At 43.2% G+C, this 20,782-nt stretch carries 17 protein-coding genes and 1 tRNA gene; 15 read left to right on the top strand and 3 right to left on the bottom strand.

Features of this window, described 5'->3' with window-relative positions:
• The first annotated feature begins 204 nt into the window (after positions 1–204).
• Positions 205–357, top strand: coding sequence for a hypothetical protein (locus MiAbW_RS17355; RefSeq protein WP_238707331.1), 153 nt, complete (start codon positions 205–207; stop codon positions 355–357).
• A 271-nt stretch (positions 358–628) separates the two neighbouring features.
• Here the strand turns inward: MiAbW_RS17355 and MiAbW_RS17345 are convergent.
• Positions 629–701 (bottom strand) — tRNA-Ile (locus tag MiAbW_RS17345).
• Between the two features lie 64 nt (positions 702–765).
• Here MiAbW_RS17345 and MiAbW_RS17340 point away from each other — a divergent pair.
• From MiAbW_RS17340 to grrM, 4 genes are all read left to right on the top strand, one after another.
• Complete coding sequence (locus MiAbW_RS17340) at positions 766–1,059, top strand: hypothetical protein (protein ID WP_151697127.1); 294 nt, start codon at positions 766–768, stop codon at positions 1,057–1,059.
• Positions 1,060–1,091: 32 nt separating this feature from the next.
• Positions 1,092–2,423, top strand: coding sequence for a hemolysin family protein (locus MiAbW_RS17335; RefSeq protein WP_151697126.1), 1,332 nt, complete (start codon positions 1,092–1,094; stop codon positions 2,421–2,423).
• A gap of 79 nt (positions 2,424–2,502) precedes the next feature.
• Positions 2,503–3,624 carry a murein transglycosylase A gene (gene mltA / locus MiAbW_RS17330; RefSeq protein WP_151697125.1) on the top strand — a complete coding sequence of 374 codons (1,122 nt, stop codon included), beginning with the start codon at positions 2,503–2,505 and terminating at the stop codon, positions 3,622–3,624.
• Between the two features lie 79 nt (positions 3,625–3,703).
• Positions 3,704–4,864, top strand: a complete 1,161-nt coding sequence (grrM, locus tag MiAbW_RS17325; RefSeq protein WP_151697124.1) for a cyclophane-forming radical SAM/SPASM peptide maturase GrrM/OscB — start codon at positions 3,704–3,706, stop codon at positions 4,862–4,864.
• A 298-nt stretch (positions 4,865–5,162) separates the two neighbouring features.
• Here grrM and MiAbW_RS17320 read toward each other — a convergent pair whose 3' ends face one another.
• The gene (locus MiAbW_RS17320; RefSeq protein WP_151697123.1) at positions 5,163–5,873 is read right to left on the bottom strand and encodes a Uma2 family endonuclease; all 711 of its coding nucleotides are present in this window, start codon (positions 5,871–5,873) and stop codon (positions 5,163–5,165) included.
• Positions 5,874–6,239: 366 nt separating this feature from the next.
• On the opposite strand from MiAbW_RS17320, the gene MiAbW_RS17315 reads away from it, so the two are divergent.
• From MiAbW_RS17315 to MiAbW_RS17275, 9 genes are all read left to right on the top strand, one after another.
• Complete coding sequence (locus MiAbW_RS17315) at positions 6,240–7,184, top strand: LysR family transcriptional regulator (RefSeq protein ID WP_151697122.1); 945 nt, start codon at positions 6,240–6,242, stop codon at positions 7,182–7,184.
• A gap of 46 nt (positions 7,185–7,230) precedes the next feature.
• Entirely contained in the window at positions 7,231–9,084 is a 1,854-nt protein-coding gene (locus MiAbW_RS17310) for an NAD(P)H-quinone oxidoreductase subunit F (protein ID WP_151697121.1), read from the top strand.
• Positions 9,085–9,164: 80 nt separating this feature from the next.
• Positions 9,165–9,890 (top strand): carbonic anhydrase, encoded by a 726-nt coding sequence (locus tag MiAbW_RS17305; protein WP_151697120.1) that lies wholly within the window; start codon positions 9,165–9,167, stop codon positions 9,888–9,890.
• A 78-nt stretch (positions 9,891–9,968) separates the two neighbouring features.
• Positions 9,969–11,519: an NADH-quinone oxidoreductase subunit M gene (locus tag MiAbW_RS17300; RefSeq protein ID WP_151697119.1), complete on the top strand. Its 1,551-nt coding sequence runs from the start codon at positions 9,969–9,971 to the stop codon at positions 11,517–11,519.
• Between the two features lie 57 nt (positions 11,520–11,576).
• Positions 11,577–12,872: a CO2 hydration protein gene (locus tag MiAbW_RS17295; RefSeq protein ID WP_151697118.1), complete on the top strand. Its 1,296-nt coding sequence runs from the start codon at positions 11,577–11,579 to the stop codon at positions 12,870–12,872.
• A gap of 339 nt (positions 12,873–13,211) precedes the next feature.
• Positions 13,212–13,967, top strand: a complete 756-nt coding sequence (locus MiAbW_RS17290; protein WP_151697117.1) for a DUF2232 domain-containing protein — start codon at positions 13,212–13,214, stop codon at positions 13,965–13,967.
• The gene (locus MiAbW_RS17285) at positions 13,960–15,477 is read left to right on the top strand and encodes an FkbM family methyltransferase (protein WP_151697116.1); all 1,518 of its coding nucleotides are present in this window, start codon (positions 13,960–13,962) and stop codon (positions 15,475–15,477) included. Before MiAbW_RS17290 ends, MiAbW_RS17285 begins: the two co-directional genes overlap by 8 nt.
• A 709-nt stretch (positions 15,478–16,186) precedes the next feature.
• Positions 16,187–18,352 carry an Rne/Rng family ribonuclease gene (locus tag MiAbW_RS17280; RefSeq protein ID WP_151697115.1) on the top strand — a complete coding sequence of 722 codons (2,166 nt, stop codon included), beginning with the start codon at positions 16,187–16,189 and terminating at the stop codon, positions 18,350–18,352.
• Positions 18,349–18,921 carry a ribonuclease HII gene (locus tag MiAbW_RS17275; RefSeq protein WP_151697114.1) on the top strand — a complete coding sequence of 191 codons (573 nt, stop codon included), beginning with the start codon at positions 18,349–18,351 and terminating at the stop codon, positions 18,919–18,921. The genes MiAbW_RS17280 and MiAbW_RS17275 overlap by 4 nt, the downstream gene beginning before the upstream one ends.
• A gap of 116 nt (positions 18,922–19,037) precedes the next feature.
• Here MiAbW_RS17275 and MiAbW_RS17270 read toward each other — a convergent pair whose 3' ends face one another.
• Positions 19,038–19,517: a hypothetical protein gene (locus MiAbW_RS17270; protein WP_151697128.1), complete on the bottom strand. Its 480-nt coding sequence runs from the start codon at positions 19,515–19,517 to the stop codon at positions 19,038–19,040.
• A gap of 348 nt (positions 19,518–19,865) precedes the next feature.
• Between MiAbW_RS17270 and MiAbW_RS17265 the strand changes: the two genes are divergently transcribed.
• Entirely contained in the window at positions 19,866–20,579 is a 714-nt protein-coding gene (locus MiAbW_RS17265; RefSeq protein ID WP_151697113.1) for a sulfotransferase family 2 domain-containing protein, read from the top strand.
• Positions 20,580–20,782: the final 203 nt, after the last annotated feature.

Raw genomic sequence — 20,782 nt, 5'->3', positions numbered from 1 at the left:
ATGTCGGCAACGCTTTAATAAAAATTATGTTAAAAGTGATTTTACTCAAGTAAAACTTATCACTTGGGCGACAAATTATTGGCACTCAATAGCATAATTCTTTGAGCGACTTTTTCAGCAAACCCTAGATATAGTGATAAAAAAATTCCTTTTTCCCTAGAACAGTTTAATCTGGATGCTGATACAGTCAATGTTCTTGAGCAAATGGGAGTAATTTATGAGGACAAGGATAAAGAAGATGCAGTTCGTTATTATATGCCCGAAATATTCCGTGAAGGGTTAGGATTTTCTAGTCAAGGTGCGCGTCCTCGTGTTCTAGCTTTAAAGCGCAAAGTTTTGGGGAAATCAAATTTTTAATGATTCGAGCTTTTTGGCAATGACTATATGATTGATTGTTGTCAGCTTTTCAAAACAGGATTTGCTATTACCTAACATTGGGGAATTGATTCGTTCATCAAAAAAGCTACACTACTGGGATTCTTGTTTTTTTTAGCTTTCCTGAAAAATGAAAAGGATAAAATTAATGATTGTACTTCTGTTCTCAAAGCAGCCGAAAAAGGTCAGGTAATCTGTCACCGCCGCCTACTCCAGTGCAGTCGAAGCCGATCACCCGAAGCCATCAAAACTATCCAGGGTGCAGGAGTTGAACCTGCCTAGCACGAATTATGAGTTCGTTGCCTCAACCGCTCGGCCAACCCTGGGTTATACTAATAACTCATTATAGATCGGTAATTACTCTGAACGTGAAAATTCAGCCCCACCAAGATGAAAAATTTTTCAATCAGCACCTCCTTGCAGTTAGGACTCCTTTTGATGGTAGCCATGGTAGCCGCTGGCTTCGGTAGCGGTTGGGTAGCCTATCAATTGGGAATCGCCTCCCTGAAGGGAGTCAGTCAACCGGATATCAACCCCGCTAAAAAGTTTACCAACGATCGCACCAGTTATGGTCGCAATCAAACTTTTATCCCGGTTAAAGAAGAAGAAGTAATTAAAAGAGTGAAAGTTTATATGCAACAACAGAAAAACAAACCGCAATCAAAGGACGAAACCAAAGGATAGGCTTTAAAAAAGGCGAATTTTGCCTTTTCGCTATGGATAATCAGGATTTATTGACTCGTTTAATTTTAGTCTTTTTACTAATCGTCCTCAATGCTTTTTTCGTAGCGGCCGAATTTTCGCTTGTGTCTGTCCGTCGTACCCGCATCAGTCAGCTAGTGGCTGCGGGAGATGTGCCAGCGCAGACGGTACAATCTCTACAAAGAAGTCTCGATCGCTTACTTTCCACTACCCAATTAGGCATCACTCTTTCTAGTTTAGCTTTAGGTTGGATCGGGGAGAGTACCATGACCGTTTTTGTGAGGAAATTACTAAGTTTTTTACCCTTTTCTTTAAACTGGCAAAATCTTCTCTCCCATGGATTCTCTCTTTGTCTAGCTTTTTTAATCGTTGCCTATCTCCAGATAGTTTTTGGGGAACTTTATCCCAAATCTCTAGCTTTAATTTATGCCGAACCGATGGCGCGATTATTAGCGGCACCCATTGGCGTTATTTCCCGGATTTTTAAGCCTTTTATCGGTATTCTTAACCAATCAACTCGTTTTTTATTGGTTTTAACCCGTATCCCCGAAGTGGATCTACAGCGTTCTAGTCGGGTAACTTCCGAGGAATTACAATTAATTATCAGCATGGAAGAAGAATTAACGGGATTAGAAGCAGCGGAAAGGAAAATTTTAAATAATGTTTTCCAGTTTAGCGAAATCACTGCCGCAGAAATCATGGTTCCCCATAACCGTTTAATAGCTATTCCCTCAACGGCAACTTTTCAGGAATTACTGCTCCAAGTCGTTAATAGTGGCTATTCTTGTTATCCTGTGGAAGGAAATTCCGGTGATGATATCCGTGGTTTGATCGATTTTAAAGATTTAGCTTTACCCCTTGCCGAAGGTCAGTTAAATTTAACGACCCCGATTAAACCTTGGTTAAAACCTGTGCGTTTTTTCCCCGAAACTACCCCTTTAAATGAATTACTAACAGTGATGCAGGAATCATCCTTAAAGATGGTTATCATTGTGGATGAATTTGGCAGAACAGCTGGTTTATTAACCCTCAAAGATTTAATCGGCGAGATTCTGGGAACTTTTTCCCCTAGTGATCAATCGGGAACAGTGGAATATCAAATCCTCGATGAATCAACTTTTCTCGTGCAAGCACAAATGAATTTAGAGGAGGTGAACAAAGCATTAAATTTAAGTTTACCCTTGGCCGATGAATACCAAACCCTAGCTGGTTTTGTCCTCCATCATTGGCAAAAAATACCGAGGGTGGGAGAACAACTATATTACCAAAGTTTAGAATTTACCATCATTTCTAAGGTAGGCCCTCGCTTGGAACAAATTAAGATTTATCGTCAACAACCATCCTAAAGATATAAATAATAAACAACTTTTCTCATTTATCCTTCTTGATTGTTAATCGAGTCAATAGCTGCCCACTCCTGTCACCATGAAACACCTTTTGACACTCCTCCCCCTCAGCTTGGGATTAATTGCCCTCACTCCCGCAAATTTGCCCCTAGAACGTTTTGAAATCTCACAATTAGGAACATCTACGGGATACGATGAACGACTGCTAACGGACAAAAAAACCCTACTACAAGCGATCGATCATAGTTTACGTTATCTGAATAGCTCGGCAGCGATCCGCACCTATCAAAATTATCCTATTCCTGAAATAACTCGTCAGCGAGTCCAGCGTTCCTTAGTACGTTTTCGTCAATTAGTGCAGAATTCTCCCACTCCCGCAGCTCTACAAAAGGCAGTTAAAAAAGAATTTATTTGGTATCGTTCTTTAGGTAATGATAGCCAAGGTGATGTTAAATTTACTGGTTATTTTGAGCCAATTTATCAAGCAAGTCGGCAAAAAACCGCCGAATATAAATATCCTCTCTATCGCCGCCCCTCTAACTTTTCTCGCTGGTCTAAACCCCATCCGGCTAGGGTAGAATTAGAGGGAAAAGATGGTTTACTAGGGGAAAATAGCCGTCTAGCGGGATACGAGTTAGTCTGGTTAAAAGATCGCCTAGAAGCTTATTTAGTTCATGTGCAAGGTTCGGCGAAATTACGTTTACCTAATGGTCAAATTATGAGCATCGGTTTTGATGGCAATACCGAGCATCCCTACACAAGTCTAGGAAAAGAAATGATTGCCGATGGTATTTTTCCCGCCGAGGGTTTAACCTTACCAATGGTTTTAGATTTTCTCAGAAATAATCCCGAGCAATTAAAGAATTATATTCCCCGCAATAATCGGTTTATTTTCTTTCGAGAAACCCACGGCGCACCTGCCACTGGTAGTATTGGAGTTCCGGTTTTACCAGAAAGGTCGATCGCTACAGATAAAAGTATTTTTCCCCCCGGTGCTTTAGCTGTAATTGAGACAGAAATTCCCCAGGAAAATCTTAATAAAAAATTAGTTAGTCGCTATGTTCTCGATCAAGATACTGGCAGCGCGATTAAAGGTACTGGGAGGGTAGATATTTTTATGGGAACAGGAAAAAATGCTGGCGAGAGAGCCGGTTTAATTAATACTCCTGGTCAATTATATTATTTATTATTGAGGGAATAGGAAATAGTATAGGTAGAATTAAGATAGACTTCCCAGAATCAGTTATCATAACTTAAGTGAGAATTTAAACAATAGAATCATGAAAAAAACCATAAATATAGATTGGTCGGATTGTGGTCCAATTACTTTAGTAGTCGTGCAGCCGACTTCTTTTTGTAATCTCAATTGTGATTACTGTTATTTACCTGATCGCCATTTAAAAAATACCCTATCCTTAGATTTAATCGAGCCGATTTTTCAGAGGGTTTTTAGTAGTCGTTTTCTCCAAGATGATTTTACCATTTGCTGGCACGCCGGCGAACCCTTAGCAGTTCCCATCAGTTTTTATGAAAGTGCCTTTGCTAAAATTGCAGAAGTTAGCGAGAAATATAATCAGCAGGGTTACTGTTTTCGTCATTCGGTACAAACTAACGCCACTTATATTAACGATGCTTGGTGTCAATTATTTAAAAAGCATGATGTTTATGTGGGAGTCAGTCTTGATGGACCGGCTTTTATTCACGATATCCACCGACAAAACCGCAAGGGAACTGGCAGTCATGCTGCTACGATGCGGGGGATTTCTTTCTTGCAAAAACATAAAATTGATGTGAGTGTTATCGCTGTTTTAACAGAAGATTCCCTCGACTATCCCGACGAAATTTTTAACTTTTTTTGGGATCATGGTCTTACCGATGTGGCTTTTAATATGGAAGAAACCGAGGGTATTCATTCACAATCTTCCTTAGATAAATTAGGTATTGAACAACGTTATCGCCAGTTTATCGCCAGATTTTGGGAGTTAGTCACGGCTAAACAAGGAGAATTTAAGCTGAGGGAATTTGAATCAATCTGTAGTTTGATTTATGCCGATGAACGCTTAGAAAATACTGATATGAACCGACCTTTTATGATTGTCAATTTCGATCATGAAGGTAATTTTTCCACCTTTGATCCGGAATTACTATCGATTAAAACCCAACCCTACGGCGATTTTATCTTTGGTAATGTTTTGACCGATTCCCTAGAATCTATCTGTGAAACTGAGAAATTTCAACAAATTTACGCTGATATGCGCGGTGGAGTCGATTCATGTCGGCAAAACTGCGATTATTTTGGGGTTTGTGGGGGGGGTGCCGGTAGTAACAAATATTGGGAAAATGGCACTTTCAACTCCACAGATACTAAAGCCTGTTTATACCGGATTAAGTGTATCACCGATATCGTTCTTGATCGCCTGGAAAACTTATTAGAAGTTTAGGGATTTTTTTAGCTATCAGTTATCAGTTTACTGATAACTGTTTACTAATAACCTATGAAAAAAACTTGATCTAAATACCATTTTTCCAAAGTAATGGCAGAGATGGTTATGCCTAGTGCATCTCAATTTTGGATAAATATCTAGATGACATTTTGTACCATTGGCGCAATAATATCATTGTAGGGGCGAATTGCATTCGCCCGCTTTGAACAACTGCTGCTGCTCATCTATATGTGAGAGAAAATCACAAATAGGAGATGCACCCGGTCATGTCTGCTACGAATAAAGAAAAATGGGATTATTCTTCTTCTAAATTTAATCCTAACGCCTGTAAGCGTTCCGCTAGTCGGTCCGCACGTTGTTTTTCTTTATCAGCGCGTTTCTTTTCTTTATCGGCACGTTTCTTTTCTTTATCGGCGCGTTTCTTTTCTTGACGCATTTGAGACTCTAACTCAACAGTTGTTAAAAATTTCTCTCCATTGGGACGGTACAATTCTAAACTAGATTTATCCCAGATAAAACGCATACCTAAACGGGGACTTATCCAGTCATTGATAGGTATAATTTCTCTTAATTTTTCTCCCTGTCTTTGCCATCCTTGTAAACGACAGCGCATCGGGTTATATAAATAGTATTCTTCTACCCTATATGTGTCATAAAACTCTAATTTTCGACTCATTTCTGCTTTTGTATTCTTCGGTGATAGAATTTCAAAAACCACTTGAGGAGCGATATTTTCCTCCTGCCATTGACGATAGGAACCCCTTCGTCCTTTGGGACGGCCAAAAGCTACCATCACATCAGGAGCAACCGGTGAAACCAAAGTAGAACGCAGAGGATACCAGAGTAAATCTCCAGCAATAAACACCTTAGGGTCATCGGCAAAGATAATCTCTAAATTCTCCTTAATTTTAACAATCCACTCATATTGTTCGGTATTATCTGCCATCGGTTGACCATCGCTATCCGGGAAAAGAAGATCGTCGTCAATATCAAGATAACTAACCATTGTCTTTTAATTTTAATAGATAGTTGTTTTCTGATTGTAGCAAGATAATTATGAATGATGAATTATGAATTATGAATTGGGGAGGGGAAATTAGGAATTATCAATTATCAATTATCAATTGGGGAGATGGGAGATGGGAGATGGGAGGAGGGAGATGGGAGGAGGGAGATGGGAGATGGGAGATGGAAGATGGGAGAAAAAGGCTGATAACTGATAACTGATTCAAGGCCGACGGCCGACGAAAGGTCTTAAGCTGTGGTTATATCTAGTAGAGTCTATATTTATCAAAAAGTTAATTGACTAAAATCTATAAAAGCGTTAGGATTGATGGTAACAAATAGTTGTTATTGAGAAGGGGATAAGAACTTGATACAGGCAACCCTGCACCAGTTAAGGGTTTTCGAGGCTACCGCTCGACACAGTAGCTTTACCAAGGCGGCCGAGGAGTTATTTATCACTCAACCTACCGTCTCAACCCAAGTCAAACAACTCACAAAAGCCGTGGGTTTACCGCTATTCGAGCAAATCGGCAAACGTTTATTTTTAACCGAAGCGGGTCAGGAATTACTGTTCACCTGTCAAGAGATTTTTAATAAATTGGACAACTTTCAGATGAAAGTGGCCGATATTAAGGGAACTAAACAGGGAAAGCTGACTTTAGGCGTGATTACTACCGCTAAATACTTTGTGCCGCGATTACTGGGGGCATTCTGTCAACAGTATCCCGGTATTGACATCGCCCTGCAAGTGACTAATCATCAGAAACTGCAAGAGCGAATGTTAAACAACGAGGATGACCTCTATATTCTCAGTCAACCGCCGGAAGAAGTGGAACTTTGTTCTCAGTCTTTTCTGGAAAATCCCCTAGTGGTGGTGGCGCGACGGGATCATCCCTTGGTGGGGCAGAAAAATCTCCCCCTTGAGTCCCTCAACCATCAACCTTTTATTATGCGCGAATCGGGATCCGGAACCCGCCAAGCGGTACAAAAATTATTTAATCTCCACGATATTAAAGTTAGGGTGCGCTTGGAATTAGGCAGTAACGAGGCGATTAAACAGGCTATTTCTGGCGGTTTGGGGCTATCGGTACTCTCTAAGCATACTCTCATCTCGGAAGGGGAAAACGGCGAATTGGCCATCCTCGACGTGGAACAGTTTCCAATTCAGCGCAATTGGTACGTTTGTTACCTGGCCGGAAAACAACTTTCCGTGATTGCCGATGCTTTTTTAAAATACCTGCTGGAAGCTAGTCAAACCATCCCCATTAATGCCCCGTTAAAAAATGCTCACAGCTTATTAGTGAGCCATTAAACCTTAAACTTTAATTCAGGATCATTTTTCTTCTTGAGGTGGTTATATGTTCGAGTCCTTCAGCCAGACTATCTGGTTGGTACCTCTTTATGCCCTTGCGGGCGCACTTCTCGCCCTACCCTGGTCTCCCGGTATTATCCGGCAAACCGGCCCGCGACCGGCCGGTTATCTGAACTTGATCATGACCTGCTGGGCTTTTTTGCATAGCCTTTTTGCTTTGCTCGCCGTTTGGGGTCGTCCGCCGCAATCTTTAGCATTTAATTGGCTAAATGCCGCAGATTTAAGCATATCTTTAGATGTGCAGATTTCGGCTGTTAATATTGGGGCTTTATTGCTAATTACTGGCTTAAACCTCGCCGCTCAGGTATATGCGATCGCCTATCTGGAAATGGATTGGGGTTGGGCAAGGTTTTATTCTCTCGTCGCTCTCTTTGAAGGAGGTATGTGCGCCCTCGTTATCTGTAATTCGCTATTTTTCAGCTATTGTGTGCTAGAAGTTCTCACCCTCGGCACTTATCTGCTAATTGGTTTCTGGTTTAATCAATCTCTGGTGGTAACGGGGGCGCGGGATGCTTTTCTGACTAAACGGATTGGCGATTTAATCCTGTTGATGGGAGTGGTGGCCCTTTTACCCCTGGCGGGAACCTGGAACTTTGACCAATTAGCAGAATGGGCGGCTACAGCCAATTTAAACCCCAATGTGGCTAATTTACTCTGTTTAGCCCTGATTGCAGGTCCGATGGGCAAATGCGCTCAATTTCCCCTGCATTTATGGCTAGATGAGGCCATGGAAGGACCGATGCCGGCGACAATTCTGCGGAATACCGTCGTCGTTTCCACTGGCGCTTGGTTATTGGTCAAATTAGAGCCGGTGCTACAATTATCGCCCCTAACCTTGCAAGTAATGATCGTTGTTGGCTCTGTCACTGCCATCGGTGCGGGTTTAATTGCGATCGCCCAGATCGATGTTAAGCGCTCCCTTTCCTATTCCGTCAGTGCCTACATGGGACTGATTTTTATCGCTGTGGCCACCGGACAAACGGAAACCGCTTTAGTGTTACTCTTTACTTATGCGATCGCTATGTCCCTGTTAGTCATGGTGGTGGGTAACATCGTTTGGAATAATATCAGCCAAGATTTAAGCCAATACGGGGGTTTATGGTCCCGTCGTCCCGTTTCCGGCATTTGTTATCTCGTCGGTGCCGCTAGTTTAGTCGCACTGCCTCCCTTTGGTGGTTTTTGGTCATTGGCCCGCATGGGCGATCGCCTAGCAGAAATCAGTGGTTTACTGTTATTAGTGCTATTGTTGGTCAATGCTTTAACTGCCTTTAGTGTCACTAGAGAATTCTGTGTTTTCTTTGGCGGCAAAATCAAACCAATGACCCTGCGCTCTCCAGAAGCTCTTTGGCCCTTAGTTATCCCCATGACTGTGACCATGGGTTTCGCCCTTCATCTGCCGATTTTATTGGCACAATGGCATTTATTACCCAGTGACTTAAATCTGGGAGTGGCTTTTCTCTTGGTACTTGCCACTGCTGCGGGCGTAATTCCGGCGGCATATATTTATCTAAATGAAAATATCCCCAAACCGATCGTTTTTCAACCGAAAGCCGTTCAAGATTTCTTCGCCAACGACCTTTATACAGCCCAATTGTATAAAGTTACCATCGTTTTTGTCGTCGGATTAATCTCGCAAATTATTAACTGGATCGATACCTTTCTGGTGGATGGGATCGTTAACTTGGTGGGATTAGCCACGGTTTTTGGTGGTCAGAGTTTGAAATATAACGTCTCGGGCCAGACCCAATTTTACTTTCTGTCGATTATTTTGGGGGTGGCTTTGATTGGTATTATCATCTGCTGGCCCCTACTATCACAAATTTCTCTAGTTTTCAGTTAAAGATTTGATAACTTAGGCTTTTCTTTAGCATCCCCGGCCCTGACAATAGGATTTGTCCTGATTAATAGAAACAACTACCGATGTTCAATACCTCTCGTCGTCAATTAATCCGTTATGGTGGTGGTTTTTTGGGAACCAGTCTAGCCGCCACTGTTTTGGGTTCTCAGTTGTCCAAAACTAACGCCCAAACCACCGTTAATTCCCAGCCATCGCTAACCGCTCAAAATCAAGGATTGAACCCAGATCAGGCCTTAACTATGCTCATGGAAGGCAATCAACGTTTCTGGGAACGAAGAAAAAAAAGTCCTAACCGCGATCAGGTGCGACTCACAGAAGTAGCCGAAAGTCAAGCCCCTTTTGCGGCAATTTTGGGCTGTGCCGATTCTCGCGTGCCGGCAGAAATCGTTTTTGATCAAGGATTAGGAGATCTATTTGTTTGTCGGGTAGCGGGAAATTTAGCCACTTCTGAAGAAATTGGTAGTCTAGAGTTCGGCACGTTGGTGTTAGGAGCTAAGGTAATTGTTGTACTCGGCCATTCCCGTTGTGGAGCGGTAAAAGCTACCATTGAAGGGGGGCGTTTCCCTGGTCGAATCGGTAGTTTAATCGATGGCCTACAGGTGGGAGTTGAGCGGGCCGAAAGACAACCCGGATCCAACCAACTTGAGCGAGCAATTAAATCCAACGTTAACTATCAAGTAGAGAAATTAGGCAAATCCCCGGTCATGGGTGAATTAGTAGATAAAAAACAATTAAAAATTGTTGGAGCCTACTATGATCTCGATAGCGGCAAAGTGAGTTTAATCTAGTCAATTACCGATTAGTCATCGTGTTTGTTGGCTAATCGTTTTCTCATCCCAGTCATTATAAATTTGATCGATCCCAATATGCTCAGTACCCTGCTTTGGTTGCCAATAATTGGAGCAATTATCGTCGGTCTTTTCCCCGATAAATTTGCGCCAGCAAAATTACGTCAAATAACCATCTTTTTTGTTGCCGCCGTCTTCTTGTGGTCTTTATATCTGCTGACCCAATATAACTTAACCAGCAATGGCTTTCAATTTTCTGAATACCGCGAATGGGCAAAACCAATCGGTTTAAGTTATAACCTCGGAGTCGATGGTTTGTCCTTACCGTTAATTATTTTAAACTGTTTCTTGACAGGAATAGCTATCTATAGTAGCGAAGAAAAAATAGAGCGTCCCCGACTTTATTACATCCTAATCCTCCTGATTAACTCCGGGGTTTCTGGGGCATTAATGGCCAAAAACCTGCTGCTGTTCATCGTTTTCTATGAACTAGAATTAATCCCCTTTTATCTGATGATTGCTATCTGGGGAGGCGAAAAACGTGGCTATGCTTCGATTAAATTTCTTCTCTACACTGCCGTCTCCGGATTATTAGTCCTAGCGGCATTTTTAGGCATAGGTTTCCTCAACGGTGGTACTTTTGACTATTCCTCCCTCTCCACCGCCGATTTCTCCCAAAAAACCCAGTTACTACTCTTAACTCTGCTGTTAGTGGGATTTGGCATCAAAATCCCCCTCGTACCTCTCCATACTTGGCTACCGGATGCCTATACGGAAGCTTCCCCCGCTACAGCCATTTTATTAGGTGGTATCCTCGCTAAACTCGGTACTTATGGCTTAGTTCGCTTTGGTCTGCAATTATTCCCGGAAACTTGGTCTTTAATCGCCCCCGGACTGGCAATTATCGGCGTTATTAGCGTTATTTATGGGGCCTTGAGCGCTATTGCCCAAAAAGACATTAAACGCATGGTGGCCTACAGTTCGATCGGTCACATGGGCTATATACTGGTAGCAGCCGCCGCCGGCACGGGTTTAAGCGTCCTTGGTGCCGTCGCGCAAATGATTAGCCACGGTCTCATTCTCGCCCTCTTATTCTATCTGGTGGGCATCGTCGAACGCAAAGCCGGAACCAGAGATTTAGACGTTTTAAACGGTTTAATGAACCCAATTCGCGGTTTACCCTTGGTTAGCGCCCTGTTAATTCTCGCCGGTATGGCCAGCGCTGGGATCCCCGGATTAGTGGGATTTGTGGCGGAATTTATCGTTTTTCAGGGTAGTTTCTCCCGTTTTCCCGTGCAGACGGTTCTCTGTATCATCGCTTCCGGTTTAACGGCGGTTTACTTTGTTATCCTGCTTAATCGCACCTGTTTTGGTAAATTGGATAATAAACTTGCCTACTATCCCAAAGTCCTGAAATCGGAAACTATCCCCGCTTTTGTCCTAATGGTATTAATCGTCTTTTTAGGTATTCAACCCAATTATTTAGTCCGTTGGATTGAACCCACCACTAACTCGATGGTTGCCAGCTTATCGGGGGAAGCAAAACCTAGTTTTGTCTTCAAAAAATCTCCGCAAAAGTCCTCAAAAACCAACTGGTTGAATCGGGGTAAATTTTTGAGTAATAGTTAGTTATCCCTTGCTGTTTCCGAATTATTGTAACCGCTGCTAATTACTTTACCTAAAACTATGACTGGGACATTAATCAAAGCCAAAATTCCCCCTTCTACTCACGAATTCGCCGACATTATCCACCGTTTAGAAGCGGGTGGATCCATGTTGCCGGATACTCCCGAAAACCTGATGCAAATTATCGGCATTTATAAAGCTTATGCTGTACCGATGGATTTTTATTGGCGAGATCTGCTCTATATTGCCGAACGAGTTTTCCTCGATCCTTTGCCCTTTTTTAAATATTTTCTACCCCAAGAATACCTAGACCTACAAAATCATTATGCCGGCGATAATGCCGATTTACGCATCTGGCGCGGTACGGGTTCTGCTCACCCTGAATTGTTAGAATTCATGGATAAAGGTAAAACCAGAAAAATGCCCAGATTAATCCATCATCTTTGGCATGACCGTATTAATATGGAATTTGCCGAAGCTTGTATGCAAGCCATGTTATGGCATGGCCGCGATATGGGTTGGGGTTTATTTGATGCCTATCTTGATTCAGAAGAATATCGCCAAAATGCCGACCGCGCTATTAAGGCCTATTTCAAGAAAAACCCCGTGATGATGAAACTTTATGACCTGTTCCCCGATATGTTCTTGGAACAGGTGCGGATGATGTCCTATTACTCTAATTTAGGACTATTCTGGGAAGTGATGGCTCCAGTATTTTTCGAGATGTCTGATATCTACGATGAAGGCGGGTTTAAAGGTGTTCCTGATGCCATGAATTTCCTCGTTAATGGCATTTTTGCCATCGCTGGCCGGCCAATTTATCATCACGTTTATATTGATGGTCAATGCTACGAAATTATCCCCAGATCAAAGGCTTTTACTTGGCTTTATGAAGCAGCTTTACCCTATGTAGAAGCAGTCTTTTATCGTACTGCTCCCTTCCGGGGTACAAAGTCCTATAATGCCCAAGCAAAACAGGTTCCCGACCAACAAAAAGACTTTCACTATGGTATTCTTTACGCGGATGTTTTCCCCGTCGGTACTGCGGGAATTCCCCCGACGTTGTTAATGGATGATATGTATCATTTTTTACCACAATATCTGATCGATTACTATCAGCAACAGTGCCGGGGGGAAGATGATATTTTGATTCAATTGGGTATTAGTTTCCAGCGATCGATGTATAATGTGACTTCGGCAGTTATTCAAGCTCTACGCACTGCTTTACTCTATCCCCTCGACGATCCTAATCCCAAACATTTACTGAAAAATCGTCAATTCTTTGAGGCACAAATGGATAGATTTAAACGCCCCGAAGCGCGTCTTAGAGATATCCAAAGTCCTAATTATCGTTAAGGTTTTTTGCCTACTTTTCTGGTGGGCTATAAGCCCACCTTTTTTGATATAATGAGATGGCCGACACCCAACCTCAAAAAAGATGACCACTTTTCCCATCATCGATAATTAAAATCTTGTTTACGGGAGTTAGGAGCAGATTGAGAAGGTATTTAAAGACAGTTTTTTTGAGGAGAAACAGGGAAATTTTCTCTAAATTCCCCCACCTCTCACCCCCAACCCCTCTCCCATTTAGATAGTCAACAACTTAGCATTTTTTGCCTCTTGTCTGACTGGGAGTCGCCAGTCTAAGCTAAGAATAGCTGGCCAACCCGTCCCGACCACTGGATAACTGATAGAATGAACGATCCTCATGCTAATTCCGCCGCTCAATCCTCAGAAGAGACAATAGATGAAACCAATTGGGTAGATATGGGGGAAGAGGGGAAACCCCTAGATCTACCCACTGCTAAACCTATCCAACCATCTCCCCTCAAGTCTATCTCTACCCTGATCACGGTGGAGACGGCTTTTTTGGCCAGTGCTACCAGTTTAATCTGGTTAATTGATTATTATTTTCCCCTCGGACCGTTATTAAGGGTTTTCTTCCCGATTCCTATCGCTTTAGCCTATTTACGTTGGGGTGCTCGTTGTGCTTGGATGACAGCATTAGTTTCTAGTTTACTTTTGTCGGTGTTAATGGGACCGACTCGCAGTATCGTCTTTTTGATTCCCCACGGCCTGATGGGGGTACAATTGGGGCTATGCTGGCGCCGGGGTGCGCGCTGGGAATTTTCTATCTTGACTGGGGGACTGTTGGGGGCTTTTGGTTTATTCTTTCGTTTTTGGCTATTTTCAATTCTTTTAGGCGAAAATCTCTGGTTATATGTGATTACCCAAGCGACTAATTTTATCGATTGGATTTTCACCTGGTTAGGGATTCTCGCTAAACCGACGCTGCTGCAAGTGCAATCCGTTGCAGTTGCGGGTATATTTGTCAATAGTTTATTATACTTATTTGCCGTGCATTTAGTGGCGTTATTAGTTCTCGATCGCCTCGGTAATCCGATTTCTCGTCCGCCCAAATGGGTGCAGGCCATACTAGATTATGAGTGATTATTTAGCGCTTTATCGTCGGTATCTCCAGTCAATTAATCCGGCAATGGATGGAGAGTTTTTAATCGCCGAAAATCTATCTACTAATTGGGATGAACCAGAAACGGCTTTAGATTTTCATAACTGTGCGGTGATGGCTTTAATTGAAGCGGAAAATTCCCCAATGCGATCGATGTATGTGGAGATGGCTTTTCAATCTCTGCAAAGAGTCCTAGAAATGGCGGTTTATCCCCTCGCTACTGCCCATTTAGCTTTAGTTTATTATCTAATTGGCGATCGAGATTTAGCGGCACAAAATGCTTTTAATGCTTTAGTCCAGGTGGTATCATCGGTGAATGCTAATTATCCTCCAGGGTTAATTTATTATTTTCCTGCCCATAACCGACAGGAGTTATTAAGGGATTTATTGGAGACTGCTAATTATAGCGAGCAGACCTTGTTCTTATCTACAGAAATATTATATCGCTCATCCCTGGCTTTTTATAATCAAAATGGGGTAAGATTTTTGGAATTAGCTAATCATGTTAACCCCAATTCCTGTCATCTCAATCGTCAATTAGGTATCGCCAAATTAATTAATCAACAGCTAGAGGGTTTATTTCATCTCCATCGCGCCGTTAATCTCGATCCAGAAGATGCTGACAATTTGCAAGCTCTTTATTTAGCCTATCGGGGATTAGGACAACAACAATTAGCTAATTTTTGGTTAGAAACAGCGAAAGTAACGGGGAAAAGTTGGACAAATTTAGATATAAATCAGCCCTTTACCTATCTCGATTTTGATCGGGATATTACCCTAGCTGTAGAAGCAAGTTTTCGCAGTTTTGTCACGGGAGTTTTACTCGCCCAAGGAGATTGGTTTGAAGCAGAAATGGAATTTTGGCGCCATAGTATTAGGGAAGGAATGACGGTTATTGATGTGGGGGCAAATGCTGGAGTTTATACTTTTAGTGCCGCTCATCGAGTCGGAAAGACGGGAAAAGTTATCGCTATAGAACCTTTTTCTCAATGTATCCAGTTACTAGAAGAAACCTGTCGGGTTAATCAATTTTCTTGGGTTTATCCCTGTGGAGGAGCGGCCAGTAATCAAGGAGGAAATGTTTATTTATCTCTTGAGCAAGCTAGTGAATTAAATGAAGTCGTTACCGATGCAACCCAATTAAAGTCAGACAATTACGAACCAGTTCCCTGTTTTACCCTCGATAGTTTAATTGATACCTATCAGTTAGAAAGGGTGGATTTACTCAAAATTGACGCGGAAGGCCACGAATTACCGATTTTAGAAGGTAGTCAACTGTTAATCGAGCGTTTTGCCCCGATTATTCTCTACGAAAATATTGCAGGTAATCAAGGCAGTAATTTAGCCGTAGCCCGATGGTTAGAGGGGAAAGGTTATCGACTATACCGTTATCGTCCCTACCTGCAAGAATTGCTAGAAATCGAGTCAGAAGCCGATTTACAGGGAATTTTGAACGTTATCGCCTTGCCCGAACAGGAATTAAGGGATTAAGGAGACCGTCAATCCGGTCATCTCGTCAATAATCCTAGCGGTACTGGCGGGTTAATTAATTCTTGAGAAAGCAAAAAGGGGATAAAAAGGGAATTTTAGCCTAAAAAGTCGCTATATAGCTTTTTAGGTCTATTTTATTGCTTATCATTGCTCCTGACTGCTGAATTTGAGCTACTGACTCCTTTCTTGTCCCGAAAAATTTATCTTGCCTAGGAGACTTATCGTCTTGTCAGAGAGTGACCGAGTGAGTTATAGTCGTCTATAAGACTCGATTAAAGCATTTCTTAAAAGAATCGTGGTTTTTGGAAAATCGAAAAGTGCGCTATTTTTCCCGTCCACAGAAACCTGTTGCCGAGGGGAGTAACTCAAAAACTCCTTTTTTCCTAGATTCTGATAGACAGAACTGGCGGAAACGGATAAAAAATGCTGTTATCGAGCAAGACTCAGGGATTAATTGAAAATCTCGTCTCTTGGCTGTGCTTGTCTAATTGTGGGTCAAGCCGGCAGTTGCCTCTCAGACTTAACAACTGAAACCAAGACTCAGTTCCCACGTCTGAGGGGCAGATGAATATCAAGATGAGGCTTTAACGATGCGGACTCATCTTCTTAGAACTTTCTTAACAAGACCAGATTTCCAGAAGTAGCCTCAAAGCATAGACAAATAGCCCATAGTCCGTCGCTTTTGAAACCGAAAGATTGAGGAAATTGAATGCCAAAACAAATAATCATAGCCGAACAACACCATATAGCGGCTGTTTTTTGGGAAGATCAAATTCAGGAATTAGTTGTAGCCACAGGTAATCAGCAGGTGGCCGACATCTATCTAGGATTAGTAGAAAATGTCATACCCGGTATAGATGCGGCCTTCGTCAATATTGGCGATGCGGAACGCAATGGCTTTATTCATGTCACCGACCTGGGTCCCTTAAGACTGAAAAAAACCGCCGGCGCTATCACGGAATTACTGGCCCCCCAGCAAAAAGTGCTGGTACAGGTAATGAAAGAACCCACTGGCAATAAAGGACCGCGACTAACGGGAAATGTCACTCTCCCCGGTCGTTATCTGGTATTGATGCCCAATGGTCGCGGGGTGAATCTTTCCCGTCGCATCCGCAGTGAAGACGAGCGCTCTCGTTTACGAGCTTTAGGGATTTTGGTCAAACCGGCGGGGATGGGTTTGCTGGTACGCACCGAGGCCGAAGGCAAAGCGGAAGAAGCGATTATCGAGGACTTGGAATTTCTGCAAAAACAGTGGGAGAGCATCCAACAGATGGCCGTCAGCACCCGCGCCCCGGCCCTGCTTAACCGCGATGATGACTTTATTCAAAGGGTTTTGCGGGATATGTACAGTGCCGATGTCAATCGCATTGTTGTTGATAACCCGATGGCGGTAAAACGAGTTAAACAGCAATTGACGAACTGGGGCGGCGGCAAAGCTCTCGAAGGGGTTTATATCGACTCCCATCGGGAAACCCCGCCAATTCTCGACTATTTCCGGGTTAACGCCGCCATTCGCGAAGCCCTGAAACCCCGGGTTGATTTACCCTCCGGCGGGTACATTATCATCGAACCGACGGAAGCTTTAACAGTAATTGATGTTAACTCCGGTTCCTTTACCCGTTCGGCCACGGCCCGGGAAACCGTACTCTGGACTAATAGCGAGGCCGCCACAGAAATCGCCCGACAACTGCGCTTGAGAAATATCGGCGGTGTGGTGGTGGTGGACTTCATCGATATGGATTCCCGTCGCGACCAGTTGAAACTGCTGGAATTGTTTAATAAGTCCCTGAAAAGCGATAAGGCCCGGCCTCAGATTGCCCAATTATCGGAATTGGGGTTAGTGGAATTAACTCGTAAGCGTCAGGGGAAAAACATTTATGAATTATTCGGCAAAACCTGTGACCATTGCGGCGGACTGGGCCATTTAGCCCATCTACCAGGAGAAGGCAACGCCATCGCCCTAGAAACCCCCACCCTTAGCCGCGCGGAAAAAGAAACCCTTGTCGTTGCTCCAACTAATACAAAAGTTCTACCAGATAAGAGCGCTCCTAGCGTTGCCGCTGCCGAACCCTATCTAGAAGTTTTCTCCGAATTTGAGGCCGAAGAAAACGCCCAAGAGATAGATCTTTCCTTCCATCCCAACTATCAAGAACAGGTTAATAATTCTCGCCGTCGTCGTCGCCGTCGTCCCTCGGAACTGTTACTAAAAGAGGAACGGAGCGAAAAAGCCTCTACTAACGGTGTTAACAACGAAATCGAGCCAGAATCAGAACCTCAACGCCTTGAGGAAAAACGAGAACGCCCCGCCCGTCTCTCGAAACGGGGAGAAGATGCCAGCAAAAATATCCCCGTCAGCGAACGGGAGCGGGTTTCCGTGGAAATGACCCCCGTAGAACAGGAAGTTTATTCTTTAATGGGCATTTCTCCCCTGATTCTGGTGGATAAGGAGTTTAAAGACCCGAAATCGCTGATTGTTTCCGTGAAACTGCCAGGGGAAAGAGAAGCGGAAAACCCAGAAACGGCCGCCACTCCCGAAATATCCTTGACTCCCACCCTAGAAGCCGAGGAGACAGCCGCCGCTACCCCGGTAGAGGCGACGGAAACCGCCGAGGAATCCGAAAATCGCCCCTTGGTGCGTCGTCGTCGTCGTTCCACCACTAGCGAAGTTGGTCAGGAAATCAGCCAAGAAGTTAGTCCGCCAGAGACTTTTACGCCCGAACCGCTTACGCCCGAAACTCCAGTTTTTCCGAGCGAAGTCATTCCTTTAGAGACACCAGTGAACGCCGAGGTGACGGAGGAGCCACAAATAGAGCCTGAAACTACGGTGCTGCGTCGTCGTCGTCGTCGTTCCTCCGCCACTGCCGATGAGTCATGAGCGCAGAACCCTTAATTGCCGGTGTCGATGAAGTGGGGCGCGGGGCTTTATTTGGACCCGTGGTGGCGGCGGTAGTGGTCACTGTCCCCTCTTTTTTTCCGCAGCTGTGGGAGTTGGGGGTAAAAGATAGTAAGCAACTTAGCCCCCAAAAACGGCAAAAGTTGAGCCAGCAAATACAACGGGATTTTGTTTGTCGCATCGGTTATGCTACGGTGAAAGAGATCGATCGCTTGAATATTTTTCAGGCCTCCCTACTGGCAATGAGCAGAGCGATCGGCAAATTACCCCTTTCCCCCAGTCTCTGCTTAATCGATGGCAAGCACATTGTTAAAGATTTGTCAATCCCCCAAAAGGCGGTAATTCAGGGAGATCAAGAATCGCCAGTAATTGCGGCGGCTAGTATCGTGGCCAAAGTCTGGCGCGATGACTTAATTACCCGTTGGCACGGACGCTATCCCGATTATGGACTCCCTCGTCACAAGGGTTATTGCACCGCTCAACACCTAGAAGCGATTGGCAACTATGGACTTACTTCTCAGCACCGGCTCTCTTTTAGTCCCTGTCAATGATAAGGCGTTGCTAAATCAAGGTATGAATGTTATCGGATGCAAAAGTTAGTTTGGGTCTAGGTTTTAAAAATCCCAGAAAAGAAGATTCATATCTCAAATCAGCAACCCCGTCAAAACTACTCTTCAACAATTTCGACTTCTCTAGTGAAAAGGGGTTCTTGGGTAACAATTTCTACTTCAATAGCCTTTTTCAGGTTAAGTTTTAGAACTGGAGAAATTGGCAAACCTTTCACCTCATTGATGAGATATTCTTGAGTTTCTGTTTCACGACGTTTGAGATATACCGCTTTCAGCACTGCCTCAATGCCATAACCCGTAACCATGTCACCAATAATAGTAGAGATACCTAAGACCCCAAGTCCACCAATTACCCCTAGCGGACCGCCTAACCCCAAAAGTGCATAAATCATGGGATAGGTTGTAGTAGTGGATGCGGCAACAGCAATAATGAAAATAATGCCGGGGAGTCCAAGAGAGGCAAGTTTTTGAACGACTTCATCCAGAGAAATTCCCCAGGAAACAAGTTTTTTGTTGATTTCTGCGGGATTAATTCCGAGAAAATCCCAGGCAATAACGGGTGCGGTAGTTTTCGTCATTGATGAGACTCCTAAAATCACTAAGTTGGATTGGTTGCTAGGGATTTCAGTCATATAAAGTCCATGGTAAGGCCAAGGCGTACAATAACGGCCGTCTAGGGATTCCGATGCCTGGCAGCATTCTACATCAGTCTTACTGTTCACACAACTTGCAGAAAATCCTCAGTTCTTAAAGAAATAGCCATTTTTGGGCATTATCGGGTTAACCCCTAGAGCATATCCCAGAGGAAGGCCAGAATGGGCAAGCTGACAATTTAGATTCTGTCTCTCTTGTCAAGTCCAATTTATACTAAAATTGATACGCTTACCAATCTCGGACAGAGCTATTATTATCACACCGTAAGATTAATGTTAATATCCTACAGTCATCAGTTCATTTTTTTTCATGTCACAAAAGCTGCGGGGACAAGCGTTAAAGCGGTCTTAGAACCTTATGCACAACAACCTGAAAAATTCAAAATTAATCGTCCTCCCAGAATGTTAGGAGAGCAAATTAATCCCCTGTATGAAATGTGGGAATCCTCTCTTTGGCACGCTAAAGCCAGAGATATGCGAAAAGAACTGTCAGAGGAAGTATATAATAATTTTTATAAATTTTCTTTTGTCAGAAACCCTTGGGATTGGCAGGTATCCTATTATCATTTTATTCTTAAGCAGAAAGATCATGTTAGATATGAATTAGTTAAATCTCTGGCTGGTTTTGAAGAATACTTGGAATGGGTTATTAGTACAAAAAATCCCTTTCCCAAAGGAGCAACTAAACTACAAAGAGATCTTATTACTGACTTAGAAGGCAGAATCATAGTTGACTTTGTTGGTAGATACGAAACTTTAGAAGCTGATTTTGATCGGGTCTGTCAAAGGCTAAATATTAAAGCTTCTCTGCCCTGTTTAAACAAGTCAAAACATCGTGATTATCGAGAATATTACAACAACAGAACCAGAAAATTAGTAGAAAAACACTTTCAGGATGACATCGCCTTATTTGGCTACACATTTGATAGTTATCAATCCCAAATTGCATCGGAAAAATTTTTCCTCACAGCTGCCGGGGGTTATTGAGAGTTTACAAAAATTTAGCTAAACCAATTTTCTGCCTCGGGTTTCAAAAGCAGCGTCTATGTGAGTGGTTCTAATTGGGAGCAAGTCAAAGCTGAAGAACAAATAAACTACTTGACAAAAGCATCAATTGGGTATGGGATAGAGAAAAGAGTAGGGAAAAGACAAAAATGACTCCAGAGCAACAACAAGAACTTAACCAACAT

This window comes from Microcystis aeruginosa NIES-4325, from assembly GCF_008974145.1.
In the GTDB taxonomy this organism is placed as follows: domain Bacteria; phylum Cyanobacteriota; class Cyanobacteriia; order Cyanobacteriales; family Microcystaceae; genus Microcystis; species Microcystis aeruginosa_G.
The sequence above is the reverse complement of the archived record's forward strand: the minus strand, read 5'-3'. Positions and strand labels throughout refer to the sequence as shown.

What these genes read in the sequence shown, in the direction of transcription:
- MiAbW_RS17355 (WP_238707331.1), top strand. Translation starts at nt 205, where the DNA reads ATGGGAGTAATTTATGAGGACAAGGATAAAGAAGATGCAGTTCGTTAT.
- MiAbW_RS17340 (WP_151697127.1), top strand. Translation starts at nt 766, where the DNA reads ATGAAAAATTTTTCAATCAGCACCTCCTTGCAGTTAGGACTCCTTTTG.
- MiAbW_RS17335 (WP_151697126.1), top strand. Translation starts at nt 1,092, where the DNA reads ATGGATAATCAGGATTTATTGACTCGTTTAATTTTAGTCTTTTTACTA.
- mltA (WP_151697125.1), top strand. Translation starts at nt 2,503, where the DNA reads ATGAAACACCTTTTGACACTCCTCCCCCTCAGCTTGGGATTAATTGCC.
- grrM (WP_151697124.1), top strand. Translation starts at nt 3,704, where the DNA reads ATGAAAAAAACCATAAATATAGATTGGTCGGATTGTGGTCCAATTACT.
- MiAbW_RS17320 (WP_151697123.1), bottom strand. Translation starts at nt 5,873, where the DNA reads ATGGTTAGTTATCTTGATATTGACGACGATCTTCTTTTCCCGGATAGC.
- MiAbW_RS17310 (WP_151697121.1), top strand. Translation starts at nt 7,231, where the DNA reads ATGTTCGAGTCCTTCAGCCAGACTATCTGGTTGGTACCTCTTTATGCC.
- MiAbW_RS17305 (WP_151697120.1), top strand. Translation starts at nt 9,165, where the DNA reads ATGTTCAATACCTCTCGTCGTCAATTAATCCGTTATGGTGGTGGTTTT.
- MiAbW_RS17300 (WP_151697119.1), top strand. Translation starts at nt 9,969, where the DNA reads ATGCTCAGTACCCTGCTTTGGTTGCCAATAATTGGAGCAATTATCGTC.
- MiAbW_RS17295 (WP_151697118.1), top strand. Translation starts at nt 11,577, where the DNA reads ATGACTGGGACATTAATCAAAGCCAAAATTCCCCCTTCTACTCACGAA.
- MiAbW_RS17290 (WP_151697117.1), top strand. Translation starts at nt 13,212, where the DNA reads ATGAACGATCCTCATGCTAATTCCGCCGCTCAATCCTCAGAAGAGACA.
- MiAbW_RS17285 (WP_151697116.1), top strand. Translation starts at nt 13,960, where the DNA reads ATGAGTGATTATTTAGCGCTTTATCGTCGGTATCTCCAGTCAATTAAT.
- MiAbW_RS17280 (WP_151697115.1), top strand. Translation starts at nt 16,187, where the DNA reads ATGCCAAAACAAATAATCATAGCCGAACAACACCATATAGCGGCTGTT.
- MiAbW_RS17275 (WP_151697114.1), top strand. Translation starts at nt 18,349, where the DNA reads ATGAGCGCAGAACCCTTAATTGCCGGTGTCGATGAAGTGGGGCGCGGG.
- MiAbW_RS17270 (WP_151697128.1), bottom strand. Translation starts at nt 19,517, where the DNA reads ATGACGAAAACTACCGCACCCGTTATTGCCTGGGATTTTCTCGGAATT.
- MiAbW_RS17265 (WP_151697113.1), top strand. Translation starts at nt 19,866, where the DNA reads ATGTTAATATCCTACAGTCATCAGTTCATTTTTTTTCATGTCACAAAA.